We start from the raw sequence: 15,556 nt of genomic DNA on the forward strand, positions 1-15,556 counted from the left end.
ATGAGCCCTTTATACTGCTGTTTTTACAGCAGTTGATGAATCGCTACTGTTAAAAATAGGTGGATGAGTCACAATGGATTTCAGATCTATATCTGAATCCTGCATGGTGGTAAAGTCTGGGATAGGTCGAGCTGTCTCAGGTGTTTTTGCTAGGAATGCCTCAATTGAACTGGCCGCCGCTAATAGCTTTTCATCTGAGCGAACTGCGCCAAGTATCTGTAGGCCAAACGGCATGCCTAATGAGTCAAGACCCGTTGGGATCGTGATGGACGGTCCATTGAGTAACGAGCCTCGGTAGGTTAGTGCAAGCCAACGGTAATAAATGTCCATTGGTTGTTGATCAATGTGGGTCGGGTGAGACTGAGTCCAAGTAAAGGGAGACACAGGGACCGTAGGCAATAAAATAATATCGAAATCTTGCATCAATGCGTTGTACTTGCGCAGAATTTTGGTTTGTTCAACATGAGCCCAACCTCGATCGGCGAGGGTAAACGACTCGGCTAAAGCCACATTTGTTTTGATGTTGTCACCAAAAAATTCGGGTGTATCAATAATCCCTTGAGCAAAAGCCACATGAAAACTTTCTGCCCGTAAGATATCAAATACTCGATCCATATTACCAAGGTTTAAATCAACCGCATGGCATATCGCCGCCCGTGGTTTAATGGCTTCTAGACGTTTATGAAACGTTTCGCGAATTTCAGGAGCCACAGGGGTGCCGCCAAAATCTTCACTGTATCCGATACGTAAGTTTTTTAACTCAATCTTCGGCAAGTTGGAGAAACGATCCGGAGCCGCAGGCGCCGACAATGGATCATTTTCATCGTAGCCCTGATTCACTTGCAGCATTAACAGGATGTCTTCCACTGTTCGAGCCATCGGGCCAAGGACAGAAATACCTGACCAGCCTAATGGGCGTGTCGGGTGTGCCACCACATCAACCGACGGCCGATAACCAACGATGCCACAAAGCGCCGCCGGTAAGCGCAGAGATCCGCCTGTGTCGGAGCCCGTACATAATGGAAAAAAGTGAGCCGCTAAGGCGGCGGCTGAGCCGCCAGAGGAACCGCCAGCGATCAGATTTGGGTTAAACGGGTTGCCCGTTGCCCCCCAAACCGGATTTCGACTGTTGCCACCTGCCCCCAACTCTGGGACATTGGTTTTGGCCACAATAATCGCACCCGCTTTACGTAGCTTAGCCACCATAGGTAAATCGTTCGATGATACATTGCTGCGCAAGCGGGGGCTGCCATGTGTGGTTAATAATCCTTTGGCGTCTTGTAAGTCTTTTACTCCAATTGGTAAACCATCGAGAGGGCCTTTTGGGGTGCCTAGCTGCCAACGTTTACTTGATTGAGCCGCTTCTAAAATCGCATCTTCAACCGCCATATCGGTGAGGGCGTTGATTTTAGGATTTATTTTCTCGATTTGTTCAAGGCAAGCCGTTAGATAATCGGTTGGAGTCAAGACTTTATCAGCAAATGCGCGGAGCACTTCGCAAGCAGATAAGGAGGTTAATAGAGCATTATTCATAGAGTGTCCCCATGACTGTTTAAGCGGGTCGTTGGGAGCGTACTCAAATGGAAAGGAGCAGTGTGCAAAATAGTTCCTCCAAGGACCAAGCGTTCTTTGTTTTTATTGCATACCTTATATCATGCTATGTATACAAAAATAAAGCCTAATAAAATGCAGCGTTCATGATTGACTGTGGTTGGACTCTGGCATCAGGTTGATAAAAGACCGTCACGAATGGGTTTATCATATTGATTATTCGCAGTTGATTTACGCTGAGCGGTACTTGATAAAACCACATCAGGTAGCACGCGTAATCGTACTCATAGTCTCCAGCTATCAAAGACAGTAAGCTTCATCTACTCTGACCGTTGTCAGTACTGAGTTGGCAATAAAGCAGGCTTCGTGTGATTGATGATGCAATTCTTTTAATGTTTCTGAACTGGGTTTTTCCCCGAAAAAAGTGACAATTGGGCGTAAAACAACCTCGGTCATCATTTGTTTGCCGTTAGGTCCGATGGCTAAAGTTCCCATTGCCTGGTCCGTGTATTGCTCGACAATGAGCTTTTTACGAGAGGCAAAATCTAAAAAGAACAGCATATGGCAACTGGATAAAGACGCGACAAAGGCTTCTTCAGGGTCAACATTGTCCGCTACAGACATGGGTAATGGCACAATATGTGGTGACGATGAAGCGGGAACAACCACGCCGCCTTCGAATCGCCATTCATGGGCACGACTGTATTTTTTATCTGAAAAGAGTTGTGAGTCACGTTTCCACTCAACGGTTGCAAAATAGTCTGACATGATGACTTCCTCAATCAAATTTATAGTCAAGCGGCGTTGCTCTATTGTGCTAGCATAATCCGGAAAAAATATAATTTACACTCATCTTCTATAAAACGGATGACGTTGAGCGCTAAATGGATCGCTCTAGATACATTCTCAAATTTATGCAAGTGTGTTAGCAAAGCGTTGACGGGACGTTATACTGACTTGGAGTCAGTAACGGCCTTAGTATAGAAATCACTATCAATGGATATAAACAATGAAACATTATTTAGAGCGTGATTACGCAGGGTATGGCCGCCAAGGAATGCCAAATGTGAAATGGCCCAATAACGCCAGAGTGGCTTTACAATTTGTTTTAAACTTTGAAGAAGGTGGTGAAAACTGCGTATTGCATGGAGATGAGCATGCCGAAACGTTTTTATCCGAGATATTCGGCGCGCAACCGTTTAAAGATCGACATATGAGTATGGAATCGCTTTATGAATACGGTTCTCGCACAGGTGTTTGGCGAATTCTTAACGAATTTGAACGTAGAGGGTTGCCTCTGACGGTTTTTGCTATTGCGACGGCATTACAACGTAATCCTGACGTCGCAAAGGCTTTTGTAGAAGGTCAGCATGAGATTGTTTGCCACGGCTTAAAATGGATTCACTATCAAGACATGCCCATCGAACAAGAACGCCAACAAATGCAACAGGCGCTTGCTTTAATCGAAGACGTCACAGGCGTTAAACCTGTTGGTTGGTACACAGGACGAGATTCACCAAATACTCGATCCTTGGTAGCCGAGCAAACACAATTAAAATACGATTCGGATAACTATGGCGACGACTTGCCTTACTGGGTGAAAGTACCGCTTCAGGATAATCTTGGTCGTGCTGTTGAGAGTGGTAAAACTAAAGCGCATCTCATCGTACCTTATACCCTCGACTGCAACGATATGAAGTTCTCTTCACCTTATGGGTTTAATCATGCTGAAGAATTTTTCCAATACTTGAAAGATAACTTTGACTGTTTGTATGAAGAGGGAGCAACAGCACCGAAAATGATGTCGATTGGTATGCATTGTCGCACTCTTGGTAAACCTAGCCGATTTATGGCACTAAAGAAATTTTTGGATTACGTACAATCTCATGACAAAGTCTGGGTTGCTCGTCGTGAAGAGATAGCCGATCACTGGATTAAAAATCATCCACCTGAGGACTGATACGTAAGAAGTAAAAATGCGTGTTTGAATGGTGTGGAGTATGGGTCTGTTTGTTGGAGAAGCGGGTTGATTGTATGTGCGTGTCCTATCGTGTGTGTCTATAAAAATATCGGCTAGTAGCGACTGACTCAACGGTAAGTTGGTTAAGACGGTATCAAGGTAAAACAGACGGTGTAACGTTTTTGCCCTGGTGCGGGTAATAAGCACCGATGAGCCAATAAAAAAGGACTGAACAGTAGCGCGTCACCGGCTTTGAGGTCGTAACCTAATGCTTCATTGGAAACGCCTAATGATTGCATTTCGCTTGAAAGATCTTCTTTACGTTTGTCTAGATCTAAAGGCAGAGCGCCTGCGTCTCTCAAAAGTTCGCTACGATATTGGTCTATTATGAGCGTATTACCTTGATGTTCTTCGACACTGTTTAAGTATATAAACAGCTTTAACGATCTGTTTACCCCATAGTCAAGGTGCCAAGTCGTACTAAGGTAGTCCTTATCCTCAGGCGTTAACGCGTCAAAAACAGATCCAATAATTTGATAACCATTGTTGAAATAGACCTTTAATAAACTATTCAAAGGCTCTTCAGAAAGCCAAGGCATACATTCGGTAAGAATGAACTCGGCACTGTCTGTATCTGATTTATCGAAAGCCTTTTCTTCATAATAATGAATTAAAGTTTCACAAAAAAGGGTAGGCACAACATTAGGGATGTGCAGTGACAGATGGGTTTCAAGCTGGGTTAATTGTTCATTAAGGGGCATATCACTCAATCCTTTTGTTCTGTCTATCCTATTTAATTAGGCCTTAGCAAGCTGTTCATTATCTCTGGTAGTGTATTTTGGCTTTTGTGACTTTTTCCAAATAATATCGAGATTCCGATCGAGGGTGCTCGTACCTGAGTTTTTTGTAAACATGGCTGGTGGATGTTTGGTTGATCTTCTCCATGGCCCGCGTTCTATTCGTATCAAACGTTTTTAAGACATTGCCAGTGCCACCGTTGTAAGCCGAAATCATTGAATATTCTTGGCTTAATTTATTGGTCACTTTAACTAGGTATCGAGTTTGTAGTATATAAAGGTAAGCACTGCCTATGTCGATGTTGTTCTCAGGTGAGAAAAGCACTTCTTTTGTTGGCTGCCCCGATTTCTTCTTAACGAGATTGTAAACATCTTTACCCGCCGTAGCCGGCACCACCTGCATCAATCCATAAGCGTTTGCAGGGCTGACAGCATAGGGGTTAAAAGCACTTTCTGTTTCGATGATGCCATAGATCAGCGCCGGCGATAAGTTGTAACGGTTGGCCGCCGCGAGCACATAATGGCTGTATTTTTCTTGGCGAAGGTGTTGATGTTGCTCGACCAGTTTAAATTCAACAGCATAAATGGTGGTGTTATTTGACTTGGATTTGGAAAGCTTGTTTGTAACAAGGTAATCTGAATAGCGTTGTGCTCGCCAACCATATCGGACGATTTTTCCATCATGATCCATGACTTGGGGATACAAAAAAGGGACACCATCTGTATCAGGCTCGGCACTGGAGAAAATATCTGTTTTGGTTGGGTCAGACGTGGTTAATAGCGTTGTTGTGACCGCTTTTTTTAAGGTATCAAGAGGAGAGTCTATATTAATGGTTTCAACTCGAACCACTCCTCGATCAAAATCAACGACGGTTCTCGCTTGATAATCATTGGTGTATTTTACGTATTTTTTCTTTTCAGGGAGCTCACTGTTACCTTTCCCCCATATTTTATTTACGGTTTGGTCCAGTTCTTCAAATAAGACTCTAACGACTCGAATGTCTTCTTTAATTAAATCTCGGCTTGTTTTTGCTTGCCGAGCAATGGCTTCTATATCGTTAATGTCTTGAATGTTTTTTATTTGCTCAGATAACTTTTCAACAGATGAAACCGATTTACAGCCACTTAATAAAAGTAATAAAAAACCAATTGATAAAAAGTGAGGTTTGCTAATAATATTCTTTATCATCAAATAGTTATTCATATTAAATAAATGGCACCTTGATCTCTTTTTATTAGTCTAAAGCGTATCTATTGGAAGACTTAAAACGTTTGATTAATTTATCCTACCTTATTTTATTCTTTTTCTAAATCGTTCGGTTAAATCGAACATATCTTCGAGTTCTCGCATGCGTTTTGAGGTCTGTGACCAGAGTCTTTCCTCAAGGGCGACGATCATTGATTCTGCAAAAAATAGTGTCACCACACCAGAATCCCATCCCGATTTGCCTTCTATACGGATGGGTAAAGTGTGTTCAGAGAAGTCAGCCACAGGAGAAAGCCATTGATCAGTAAAGAGAATTATTTTGGCCCCACGCGCTTTTAGTAAACGACCAGCTGTAATTAAATCCTGTTCGTAACGACGGACATCAAACATAATAACGACATCATTTTCTTTTATTTTTAATAGGTGGTGAGGCCATAAAGAAGCGGTTTCAGGGAAAAGGTGAACGTCGTCGCGTATAACATTGAGATGGGTATTCAAATAGCGTGCAAAAGCACTGGTTATACGGCCTCCGAGAAGATGGAGTGCGTGTTTTTGGTTGGCTAATAAGTCGATAATCGCATCAAATTGCTCATGATTTATTTGATTTAGGCTGTGGCGTAAGTTTGTCGTAACGGTATCGGCAACCCTATTTAATACATGTTCTTTTGGTGCATCGGCGGCCCATCTATCATGCTTCGCAATAGGATCAGACAAGGTTTGTTGCAGCTCTTCTTTCAGCTCTTTTTGGAAGGTCATAAAACTGGAAAAACCGATTCGTTTCAATGTTCTCATGACGGTGGGAGTAGAAACGCCACAATTTTCAGATAACTCAGTGATGGAGACCAAACCAGACATTGGGTAGTTTGTGAGTAAATAAGTAACGAGTTTTAGTTCCGCCGGGCTAAAGAGATTGAGTTGTGAGCGAAACAGTTCCGCAATCGTGTGGCTATCTGTGTGTATTGGCGTGTCACTCATAAAATGTACTCTTTTTTTTCAGTATCACGTGTCTTTGCTTTGGTTGCAAATAAGCGCATGAGTTATTTGAGCGCCGCACTATAAACCTATAAATAGGTTCTATACAGCTATTTTTCCTGAATTTTTAGGCTTACTTAATTCTCGATTGAGTAAAGTATATATGAAAATTAAATTTATGTTAAAAAATTGACACTCAAAAAAAATAATGTATAAATATTTACGCAAGGTGTTTTTTTAGGTTTTGTTTCCGTTGAGTTAGTCTGTGATTGTTAAACGAAAAAGTAAACGAAAAAGCGGTGAAAATCTGAAAAGTTTCTAGAAGTTCGTAATACAGAGAGTCTTTTGTAAAAAGGGTTTATATACCTCATTGGTATAAGCTCTGTTTTGACAAACAATATTGAGTGCTCAGTGTTGGTATGGCGAAATGGCCGAAGACTAAAATCATTGTGAGTTATGGAGAGGACAGAAAATGAATAAGAACAAACGCGATTTTATTAAAAAAGCCGTCGTAGGTGGTGCTGCCGCTGCTACGTTAGGCGCGTCTAATGCTCAGGCTAAAGCAGCCCCAATTAAATGGCGTTTGCAAACTTATGCGGGTGCCGCATTAGGTGAACACGTTATTAAACCAGCCGTTGAAGCATTTAACAAAGCGGCTAATGGCGAAATGGAAATTGAGCTGTACTACGCTGATCAGCTAGTCCCTACGCCAGAGTTATTCCGTGCTTTGCAAAATGGTACGATTGACGCGGTACAAAGTGATGATGACTCAATGGGGGCGCCAGTCGATATATCTGTTTTTGGTGGATACTTCCCATTTGCGACCCGTTACAGCCTTGATGTCCCCGTATTATTTGAACAATACGGTTTAAAAGAGATCTGGGAAGAAGCCTACGATGAAGTCGGTGTGAAGTGGTTAAGTGCTGGAGCATGGGATCCATGTCATTTCGCAACAAAAGACCCGATCAATAGCTTAGCGGATTTAAAAGGTAAACGAATATTTACTTTCCCAACAGCTGGCCGTTTCTTAAATCGTTTTGGTGTTATTCCAGTCACTTTGCCTTGGGAAGACATTGAAGTGGCATTACAAACAGGTGAACTGGATGGTATTGCCTGGTCAGGTATTACCGAAGATTACACCGTTGGTTGGGCCGATGCGACCAATTACTTCTTAACCAATAATATCTCAGGTGCATGGAGTGGTTCTTTCTTTGCTAACAATGATTCTTGGAATGCTTTACCAGAGCATCTAAAAGAGTTATGGAGGCTTTGTATGGACAGTTCACATTACTATCGTCAACATTGGTATTGGGGTGGTGAAGCGAAGTTACGTACAGAAGGAACTAAGATGAAGTTGACTTCTATTTCGGATGAAGAGTGGGCCACAGTGGAAGCGGAAGCACATAAATTCTGGGATGAAATTGCTGAAACCAGCGACCGTACTAAAAAGGTTGTAGATATCTTTAAGAAATACAATGACACCATGTCGAAAGCCGGTAGACCATATCGCTACAGTTAATTTGTGATGCTTAGGTTGGCCTTTGTTCTTTGTTCAACAAAGGCCAACCTAATAGGCGCAAATGCCTTCTAAAAATATAATGACGTTCTCGATAGGGAACGCCTCCGTGTAAAATCTCTGTTCTTGGTACGTTATTATGTATAACGCAATTCAAACTTACATACGATTTGTTTATAAATTCAATCGTGGTGTGGGTGTTTTAGCTATGTATTTAGTGCTTGTGATGATGGGCATTTTGCTTTTTTCATCCATATCCAAAGGTGTGGGCACTCCACAAATTTGGGTTATTGAAATGGCGCAATTTACGATGGCGGCCTACTACCTCTTAGGTGGTGGCTATTCTATGCAAATGGATGCGCATGTTCGCATGGATGTGTTTTATGGTAATTGGTCTGCGAAAAGGCAGGCGATTACAGACGCTTTCACCGTTCTTTGTCTGCTCACTTATTTAGTGATGTTATTTTATGGCGCCCTGTCGAGTACGTCTTACGCGATCGAGTACGGACAGCGCAACTATTCCTCTTGGAGACCGCCTTTGGCGCCAATAAAAACGCTTATGAGCCTAGGCATCTTTTTAATGTTACTGCAAGTTCTCGCCACTTTTGCGCAAAATGTGGCCGAAGCAATGGGCAAACCATTTGATGTGAAACGTCATCCAGAGGATCTCTCAATATGAGTTATGAAATGATCGCAATATTGATGTTTTCTTCATTGATGTTGATGTTGCTTACCGGACAACGCGTTTTTGGTGCCGTTGGGTTTGTGGCGGTTGTAGCCTCATTGGCTTTATGGGGCGATGGTGGCTCTGAAATGGCGTTTAATGCCAGTATGAAGCTCATGAATTGGTATCCGCTGCTTACTTTACCGTTATTTGTCTTCATGGGATACATGTTGTCTGAATCGGGAATTGCCAGTGATCTTTATCGCATGTTGCATGTTTGGATGGGGTCGCTGAAAGGGGGGCTGGGTATCGGTACCATAGTGTTAATGGTCGCCATATCCGCGATGAATGGTTTAAGTGTCGCCGGAATGGCCATTGGTACCAGTATTGCGCTGCCTGAAATGCTTAAACGTGGCTATGATAAACGTATGGTGACGGGAGTGATACAGGCCGGTAGCTCTCTAGGCATTCTGGTTCCGCCGAGTATTGTATTGGTGCTATATGGCATGATAGCACGCCAACCCGTCAGTCAATTATGGTTAGCCGGTGCGATCCCTGGTTTGATTTTAGCCGTAATGTTTATTGCTTACATTGTTATCCGTTGTCGTTTACAGCCGGAGTTAGGACCTCCTTTACCGCAAGCTGAGAGAGATCAAATAACAAAGAAAGAAAAGTACATGTTACTGGGGGCAGGCGTCCTACCTTTAGTCGTGATTTTCTCTGTTATTGGCTTGTTCTTAATGGGCTACACCAGTTTGGTAGAGTGTTCAGCCGTGGGTGCGGCGGTGGCTATGTTGGCGGCACTGGTGAAAGGTCGCTTGAGCTTTCGCTTGATTCATACAACCTTAAGAAAGACGCTGGGTATCAGCTGCATGTTCATGTGGATCATTATGGCGGCCTTGTGTTTTGGGGCGGTGTTTGATGGTTTGGGTGCGGTAAAAGCGATCGAGGCGTTATTTCTAGATCAATGGGGCTTGAGCCCTTGGCAGGTACTCATAATGATGCAGGTGTCTTATATCATTATGGGGATGTTTCTTGATGATACGGCCATGTTAGTGATTGTAGCGCCTTTGTATATCCCATTAATTATTGCGCTGGAATTTAATCCAATTTGGTACGGTGTACTGTACACAGTGACCTGTCAAATTGCTTATATGACACCACCATTCGGTTATAACTTATTCTTGATGCGTGCAATGGCACCAAAAGAAGTCAGTTTGATTGATATTTACAAATCCATCACTCCGTTTGTCATTATTATGGTGTTTGCCTTAATCCTATTCACGGTTTTCCCTCAAATTACGTTGTGGTTACCTGAGCTGGTATTTGGTCAATAAGTCATTCTGAAACAACGAAATACAGACGAGAGAGTCATGTTGAAATTATTTAAAAAGGGAGAATCTTTGTGGTGATGTACGGATTAGAAGAATCGCCGACTGAATTGGTCAACCCGGCAGGGAAATCAGATATTTTACTGATCTGTGAACATGCCAGTCATTTTATCCCTGAAAGTTTTCATAACTTAGGGTTAACAGATGCTGAGTGCTTGAGCCATATTGGTTGGGACATTGGTGCGGCGGATATGGCGCGAGTATTGAGCCAGCAGTTGGATGCGAGTTTGGTTCTGCAGCGTTATTCAAGGTTACTGTATGACTGCAACAGGCCGCCGAGTGAGATGAGTGCTATCCCGCCGTTGAGTGAAGTGACCGCCATTCCTGGTAACAGTGAGTTGACAGATGAACAGAGGCATTATCGAGTTGAACGTATTTATCAGCCTTTTCACTCAGAAATAGAGGCGCAAATCAAAGCGCGTACAGAAGCGGGTAGACGCACTGTAGTGGTCACGATTCATAGTTTTACGCCGACCTACAAAGGTGAATTACGTACCGTTGAGTTAGGTGTGATTTGCGATAATGACAATGCATTTGCGAATACGTTTTATCAAATTGCTCAGCAAGTAAGTGATCATGATATCCGTATGAATGAGCCATATGGCCCGTCTGATCCGGTGCTGCACACGGTGACTCGACATGGAACGGATCACCAAATAGCGAATGTGATGCTAGAAGTGCGCAATGACTTAATTGAACAGGCTGTAGGGCAGCACGAATGGGCGAACCTTATTGGCAAAGTATTAAATCAAGTAAATACTTAAGCAAGTACATTAACATTGAACCATGACATTAATAAAAATTAGAGACAAAGGGGAAAACTGATGAGCGGAATGTTAACGCTGGAACAATTAAAAGAAGAGTTTGCGGCTGGCAGCCTTGATACCGTATTGGCTTGTCAAATTGATATGCAAGGCCGCTTAATGGGAAAGCGTTTTCATATCGATTACTTTATCAATAATGCTGTCAATGAAACGCATTCTTGTAATTACTTATTGGCCACAGATTTAGAAATGGAAACCGTGTCAGGTTATAAGTCAACCAGCTGGGAAGCCGGTTACGGTGATTATGTAATGAAGCCGGATTTGACGACATTACGCAGAGTGCCTTGGTTAGATGGAACGGCGTTGGTTTTGTGTGATGTTTTAGATCATCACTATAATCCTGTTCCGCATTCACCTCGAGCGATTCTTCGTAAGCAAATTGCTCGCCTAGATGCGATGGGAATGATTCCAATGATGGCGACAGAGCTCGAATTCTTTATGTTTGACCAAAGCTATGCCGATGCTTGTGCGGCGGGTTACAAAGACATGACGCCTGCCAGTTCTTATAATGAAGATTATCATATTTTTCAAACCACTAAAGAAGAAGGGGTTATTCGAGCGATACGCAACGGCGTTTACGGTGCTGGCATTGCGGTGGAGTGTTCTAAAGGTGAGGCGAGTGCTGGACAAGAAGAGCTAAACATTAAGTATGATAAAGCGCTGACAACGGCCGATCACCACTCCATCGCTAAACACGCATGCAAAGAGATTGCATGGCAGAATGGTAAGGCCATCACCTTTATGGCGAAGTGGGATAAAGACGCGACTGGCAGCTCCTCTCATGTGCATCAATCGTTATGGAGTAAAGACGGTACGCCACTTTTCCTAGACGAAACACAGCCTCATGGTATGTCTGAACTTATGCGTCATTATTTAGCGGGTTTACTGGCTCATGCTGATGATGTGACCTGTCTACTTGCTCCTTACATCAATTCATATAAACGTTTCCAAGAAGGCACATTTGCACCGACTAAAGCGGTGTGGAGTTTAGATAATCGTACGGCTGGTTTCCGTTTATGCGGCGCCGGAACGAAAGGCATCCGTATAGAGTGTCGTATTGGTGGTTCTGATCTTAATCCATACCTTGCTTTAGCTGGACAATTGGCAGCAGGTCTTGCTGGCATCGAGAAAAAAATGCCACTGGAAGACGAATTTGTTGGTGACGCCTATGCTGGTGAAAATGCACATCGAGTACCAAATACGTTACGCGCGGCAGTTGAAAAAATGAATGATTCAAGTATGTTGCGAGAAGCCTTTGGCGATGACGTAGTGGACCATTATGTCCGTGCCGCCCGCTGGGAGCAGCAAGCGTATGATCAGCAAGTAACAGACTGGGAAGTCGCTCGAGGTTTTGAGCGCTGTTAATTAGACGAATGGTCGTTTTTTATGAGGCTTCAGGGTTCTGTGTTCTGAAGCCTCATCTGTTTACTGCTTCATTTGATAGAGCAGAAACAGTACGACGGTTTGAATTCAATATATTTTAAGTTTTAGGTAAAAAAATGAATAAAATTCAATGTGTATCGCCCGTTGATGGCCGCGTTTATGCGGAACGTGATGTGGCAACTAGCGATCAAGTGGCCGCTGTTTTTGCTAAGGCGTCAGCCGCTCAACATCTTTGGGCGCAAAAAAGTGTGGCGGAACGAAGTGAGTATTGCACCCTAGCTGTTGACGCTATGATCGGCATGACAGATCGGATCGCGGAAGAGTTGGCATGGCAAATGGGGCGCCCGATTAGCCAAGGTGCAGGTGAAGTGAAAGGGTTGGAAGAACGTGCGCGGCACATGATTGCCATTGCAGAATCGTCTCTTGAACCATTTGATCCAGGGTTCAAAGAAGGTTTTAAGCGGAAAATAAGCCGTGAACCATTAGGTGTAGTAATGACGATTGCGCCTTGGAATTTCCCTTTTATGACCGCGCTAAACTCTGTTATTCCGGCTTTGCTTGCGGGTAATGCGGTTGTGCTGAAACACGCGTCCCATACTTTATTGGTGGCGGAACGTATCCAAGATGCATTTGATCAAGCGGGATTACCAGACGGTCTGTTTCAACATGTGGTTCTTGATCATACAAGCACCAGTGAGTTAATTGCATCCGGCAACGTGGACATGGTGTGCTTTACGGGTTCTGTTGGTGGTGGTAAAGCAATGGAGCAAGCGGCAGCAGGTCAGTTTATTCCTTTAGGGTTAGAGCTTGGGGGTAAAGACCCGGTTTATGTGAGAGCGGATTGCAATATGGCCTACACCATTGAGAATCTAGCGGATGGCGCCTTTTTTAACAGCGGCCAGTCTTGTTGTAGTATTGAGCGTATCTACGTACATGAAAGTATTCATGATGAGTTAGTGGCTGGATTAGCGGCGGCGGGACAAGCTTACACCTTAGGCAATCCATTACATAAAGAGACAAATTTAGGCCCTATGATTAAACCTGCCGCGGCCGATTTCGTTCGTCAACAAGTGGCCGATGCGGTGGCCGCAGGAGCGAAAACGCATGTGGATACGAGCTTATTCTCATTAGATAAGCCGGGCTCAGCTTACATGGCACCACAAGTGCTCACCGATGTGACCCACGGCATGTCTGTGATGATGGATGAAAGCTTTGGTCCGGTAGTGGGGGTGATTAAAGTGTCCAGTGACGAGGAAGCCATTGCGCTTATGAATGATTCCGAATTCGGATTGACGGCGGGCATTTGGACAGAAGACCTTGAGGCCGCGGAGAGAATAGCGCCACAATTAGAAACGGGCACTGTGTTTATGAATCGCTGTGATTATCTAGACCCTGCCTTGGCTTGGACTGGAGTAAAGAATACTGGACGAGGTTGTTCATTGTCGAAAATGGGCTTTGATGCGTTAACCAGACCGAAGAGCTTCCACTTTAAAACGTCAACCAATTGAGTTGGCACAGGTAGCAGGAGTGATGCAATGAAAGCTTACGATTACATAATAGTTGGAGCGGGTGCGGCGGGCTGTGTTGTGGCCAATCGCCTAAGTGCGGATCCTAAAGTGTCAGTGTGTCTTATTGAAGCTGGTGGTGACAGTAACAGTCCATGGGTGACCATTCCTGCTGGAATTTTTGGTCTTTATGGCAATAAAACGTACGACTATGCTTTTGAAGGGACACCACAAACGCATTTGCACAATCGTAAAATGATGGTGAACCGAGGTAAAACCTTAGGTGGCTCGACGGCCATTAACAGTATGGTGTATATCCGCGGGAATCAGAATGACTACGATGGTTGGGGAAAGCTCGGTTGCCGAGGTTGGTCTTATCAAGATGTCTTGCCCGTTTTTAAAAAATTAGAAGCCAATCAGAGTCAGCAATCGGCTGAATACCATGGCTTTGATGGTGAGTTAGCGGTCACTAAACAGCAAGACCCGCACCCAGTTTGTCGTACCTTTATAAAAGCCGGAGCCACGGCGGGTTTGCCTGAAAACAGTGATTTTAATGGCCCTTCTCAGTTTGGTTTAGGTGTCTATAATGTGAAGCAAAATAAAGGTCAGCGGGTTAGTAGCTACAGCGCCTTTGTGAAGCCCATTCAGTCGCGCAGCAATCTTACTATCATGACTCATACGGATGTGCTGTCTCTCCTATTAGAAGGGGATCTAGCGAAAGGGGTGAATGTTGAGTCTAACGGCCAGAAAGAACAAATTATGGCTCATAAAGAAGTGATCCTGTCGGCCGGAACCATTGTTTCTCCAAGGATTCTACTTGCATCTGGTATCGGTAATAAGGCTGAGTTAGAAGCATTGGGTATTGAATGTCGAGTAGATTTGCCAGGCGTCGGTGAAAATTTACAAGATCATATTGATAGTATGGTAACAGTGAGAGCGAAAACCCCCGAGACCATTGGTGTTTCCTTGTCTTCACTGGTACCTCATGTCATTTTGGCCCCAATCAAATACGCTTTACAGCGCAAGGGCTGGCTCACGACTAACTATGTTGAGGCCGGTGGTTTTGCCAAAACTAAGCTGGCTGAAAGCGCGGAGCCAGGTTCGGCCGATGCTGACCCAGATATTCAATTTCATTTTACGCCTTTGTACCGTAGCCATCGTGGTAAAAAGTTTGAATTTGGGCATGGTTATTCTGTTTTTACCTGTGTGCTGCGACCAAGAAGTACAGGTAGCATTAAACTCGCCAAAGACGGTTCCCATCGTACTGTCTTAATAGACCATAATTTTTTTGCCGATGAGCGAGATCAGAAGGTTCTGATAGAAGGGATTAAAAAAGCCCGAGAGATTCTAGCATCGCCAGAATTTGATGGTATTCGTGGCAAAGAAATGGCTCCGGGTAAAGAGGTTCAAACGGATGAGGACATCTTGCACTACTTGCGTGAAACTGCGAGTACGGTTTATCACCCTGTCGGCACATGTAAAATGGGCATCGACGACATGGCCGTTGTTGATCCTGAATCACTAAAAGTAAAAGGGCTTAAGAACGTTAGGGTGATCGACGCCTCTATTATGCCAACGCTAATTAGTGGTAACACCTCTTCCCCTTCTATGATGATAGGTGAAAAAGGCGCTCAAATGATATTGAGCGACTCGTCTTGCTAAGGTTTTAAAAGACTATCGTGAGTCGATATTCAATGAGGTCTATCTTGAAAAGTGACATCAAATAGAGACAACCCCATAGAAAATAGCGACAGGCGAAAAGCATCTTCGGGTGCTTTTTTTCTGC

At 43.8% G+C, this 15,556-nt stretch carries 13 protein-coding genes; 8 read left to right on the forward strand and 5 right to left on the reverse strand.

Going from position 1 to position 15,556, the window contains the following annotated elements; translation table 11 throughout:
* Positions 1-9 precede the first annotated feature (9 nt).
* Both IEZ33_RS01970 and IEZ33_RS01975 read right to left on the reverse strand, forming a co-directional pair.
* A complete protein-coding gene (locus tag IEZ33_RS01970) occupies positions 10-1,533 on the reverse strand; it encodes an amidase (protein ID WP_191602063.1) in 1,524 nt (507 codons plus the stop codon).
* 318 nt (positions 1,534-1,851) lie between these two features.
* Positions 1,852-2,319 (reverse strand): OsmC family protein, encoded by a 468-nt coding sequence (locus IEZ33_RS01975; RefSeq protein ID WP_191602064.1) that lies wholly within the window; start codon positions 2,317-2,319, stop codon positions 1,852-1,854.
* A 241-nt stretch (positions 2,320-2,560) separates the two neighbouring features.
* Here IEZ33_RS01975 and puuE point away from each other — a divergent pair, with 241 nt between their 5' ends.
* Complete coding sequence (gene puuE, locus IEZ33_RS01980; protein ID WP_191602065.1) at positions 2,561-3,511, forward strand: allantoinase PuuE; 951 nt, start codon at positions 2,561-2,563, stop codon at positions 3,509-3,511.
* Positions 3,512-3,654: 143 nt separating this feature from the next.
* Here the strand turns inward: puuE and IEZ33_RS01985 are convergent, their stop codons facing one another.
* The 3 genes from IEZ33_RS01985 to IEZ33_RS01995 form a co-directional block, all read right to left on the reverse strand.
* Positions 3,655-4,272 (reverse strand): hypothetical protein, encoded by a 618-nt coding sequence (locus tag IEZ33_RS01985; RefSeq protein WP_191602066.1) that lies wholly within the window; start codon positions 4,270-4,272, stop codon positions 3,655-3,657.
* Between the two features lie 58 nt (positions 4,273-4,330).
* Complete coding sequence (locus IEZ33_RS01990) at positions 4,331-5,512, reverse strand: murein transglycosylase domain-containing protein (RefSeq protein WP_240009607.1); 1,182 nt, start codon at positions 5,510-5,512, stop codon at positions 4,331-4,333.
* A gap of 87 nt (positions 5,513-5,599) precedes the next feature.
* On the reverse strand, positions 5,600-6,490 hold the full coding sequence (locus IEZ33_RS01995; protein WP_240009608.1) for a MurR/RpiR family transcriptional regulator: 891 nt from the start codon (positions 6,488-6,490) through the stop codon (positions 5,600-5,602).
* 469 nt (positions 6,491-6,959) lie between these two features.
* On the opposite strand from IEZ33_RS01995, the gene IEZ33_RS02000 reads away from it, so the two are divergent.
* The 7 genes from IEZ33_RS02000 (at position 6,960) to IEZ33_RS02030 (ending at position 15,432) form a co-directional block, all read left to right on the forward strand.
* The gene (locus IEZ33_RS02000; RefSeq protein WP_191602067.1) at positions 6,960-8,006 is read left to right on the forward strand and encodes a TRAP transporter substrate-binding protein; all 1,047 of its coding nucleotides are present in this window, start codon (positions 6,960-6,962) and stop codon (positions 8,004-8,006) included.
* Between the two features lie 136 nt (positions 8,007-8,142).
* Entirely contained in the window at positions 8,143-8,682 is a 540-nt protein-coding gene (locus IEZ33_RS02005) for a TRAP transporter small permease subunit (protein ID WP_191602068.1), read from the forward strand.
* Entirely contained in the window at positions 8,679-10,004 is a 1,326-nt protein-coding gene (locus IEZ33_RS02010) for a TRAP transporter large permease (RefSeq protein WP_191602069.1), read from the forward strand. The genes IEZ33_RS02005 and IEZ33_RS02010 overlap by 4 nt, the downstream gene beginning before the upstream one ends.
* Positions 10,005-10,078: 74 nt before the next feature.
* Complete coding sequence (locus tag IEZ33_RS02015; protein ID WP_240009684.1) at positions 10,079-10,822, forward strand: N-formylglutamate amidohydrolase; 744 nt, start codon at positions 10,079-10,081, stop codon at positions 10,820-10,822.
* Between the two features lie 60 nt (positions 10,823-10,882).
* On the forward strand, positions 10,883-12,247 hold the full coding sequence (locus tag IEZ33_RS02020; RefSeq protein ID WP_191602071.1) for a glutamine synthetase family protein: 1,365 nt from the start codon (positions 10,883-10,885) through the stop codon (positions 12,245-12,247).
* 134 nt (positions 12,248-12,381) lie between these two features.
* Complete coding sequence (locus IEZ33_RS02025; protein WP_191602072.1) at positions 12,382-13,773, forward strand: aldehyde dehydrogenase family protein; 1,392 nt, start codon at positions 12,382-12,384, stop codon at positions 13,771-13,773.
* Positions 13,774-13,800: 27 nt separating this feature from the next.
* Positions 13,801-15,432, forward strand: a complete 1,632-nt coding sequence (locus IEZ33_RS02030; RefSeq protein ID WP_191602073.1) for a GMC family oxidoreductase — start codon at positions 13,801-13,803, stop codon at positions 15,430-15,432.
* The last annotated feature ends 124 nt before the right edge of the window (positions 15,433-15,556 follow it).

This window comes from Marinomonas algicola, from assembly GCF_014805825.1.
GTDB lineage: Bacteria > Pseudomonadota > Gammaproteobacteria > Pseudomonadales > Marinomonadaceae > Marinomonas > Marinomonas algicola.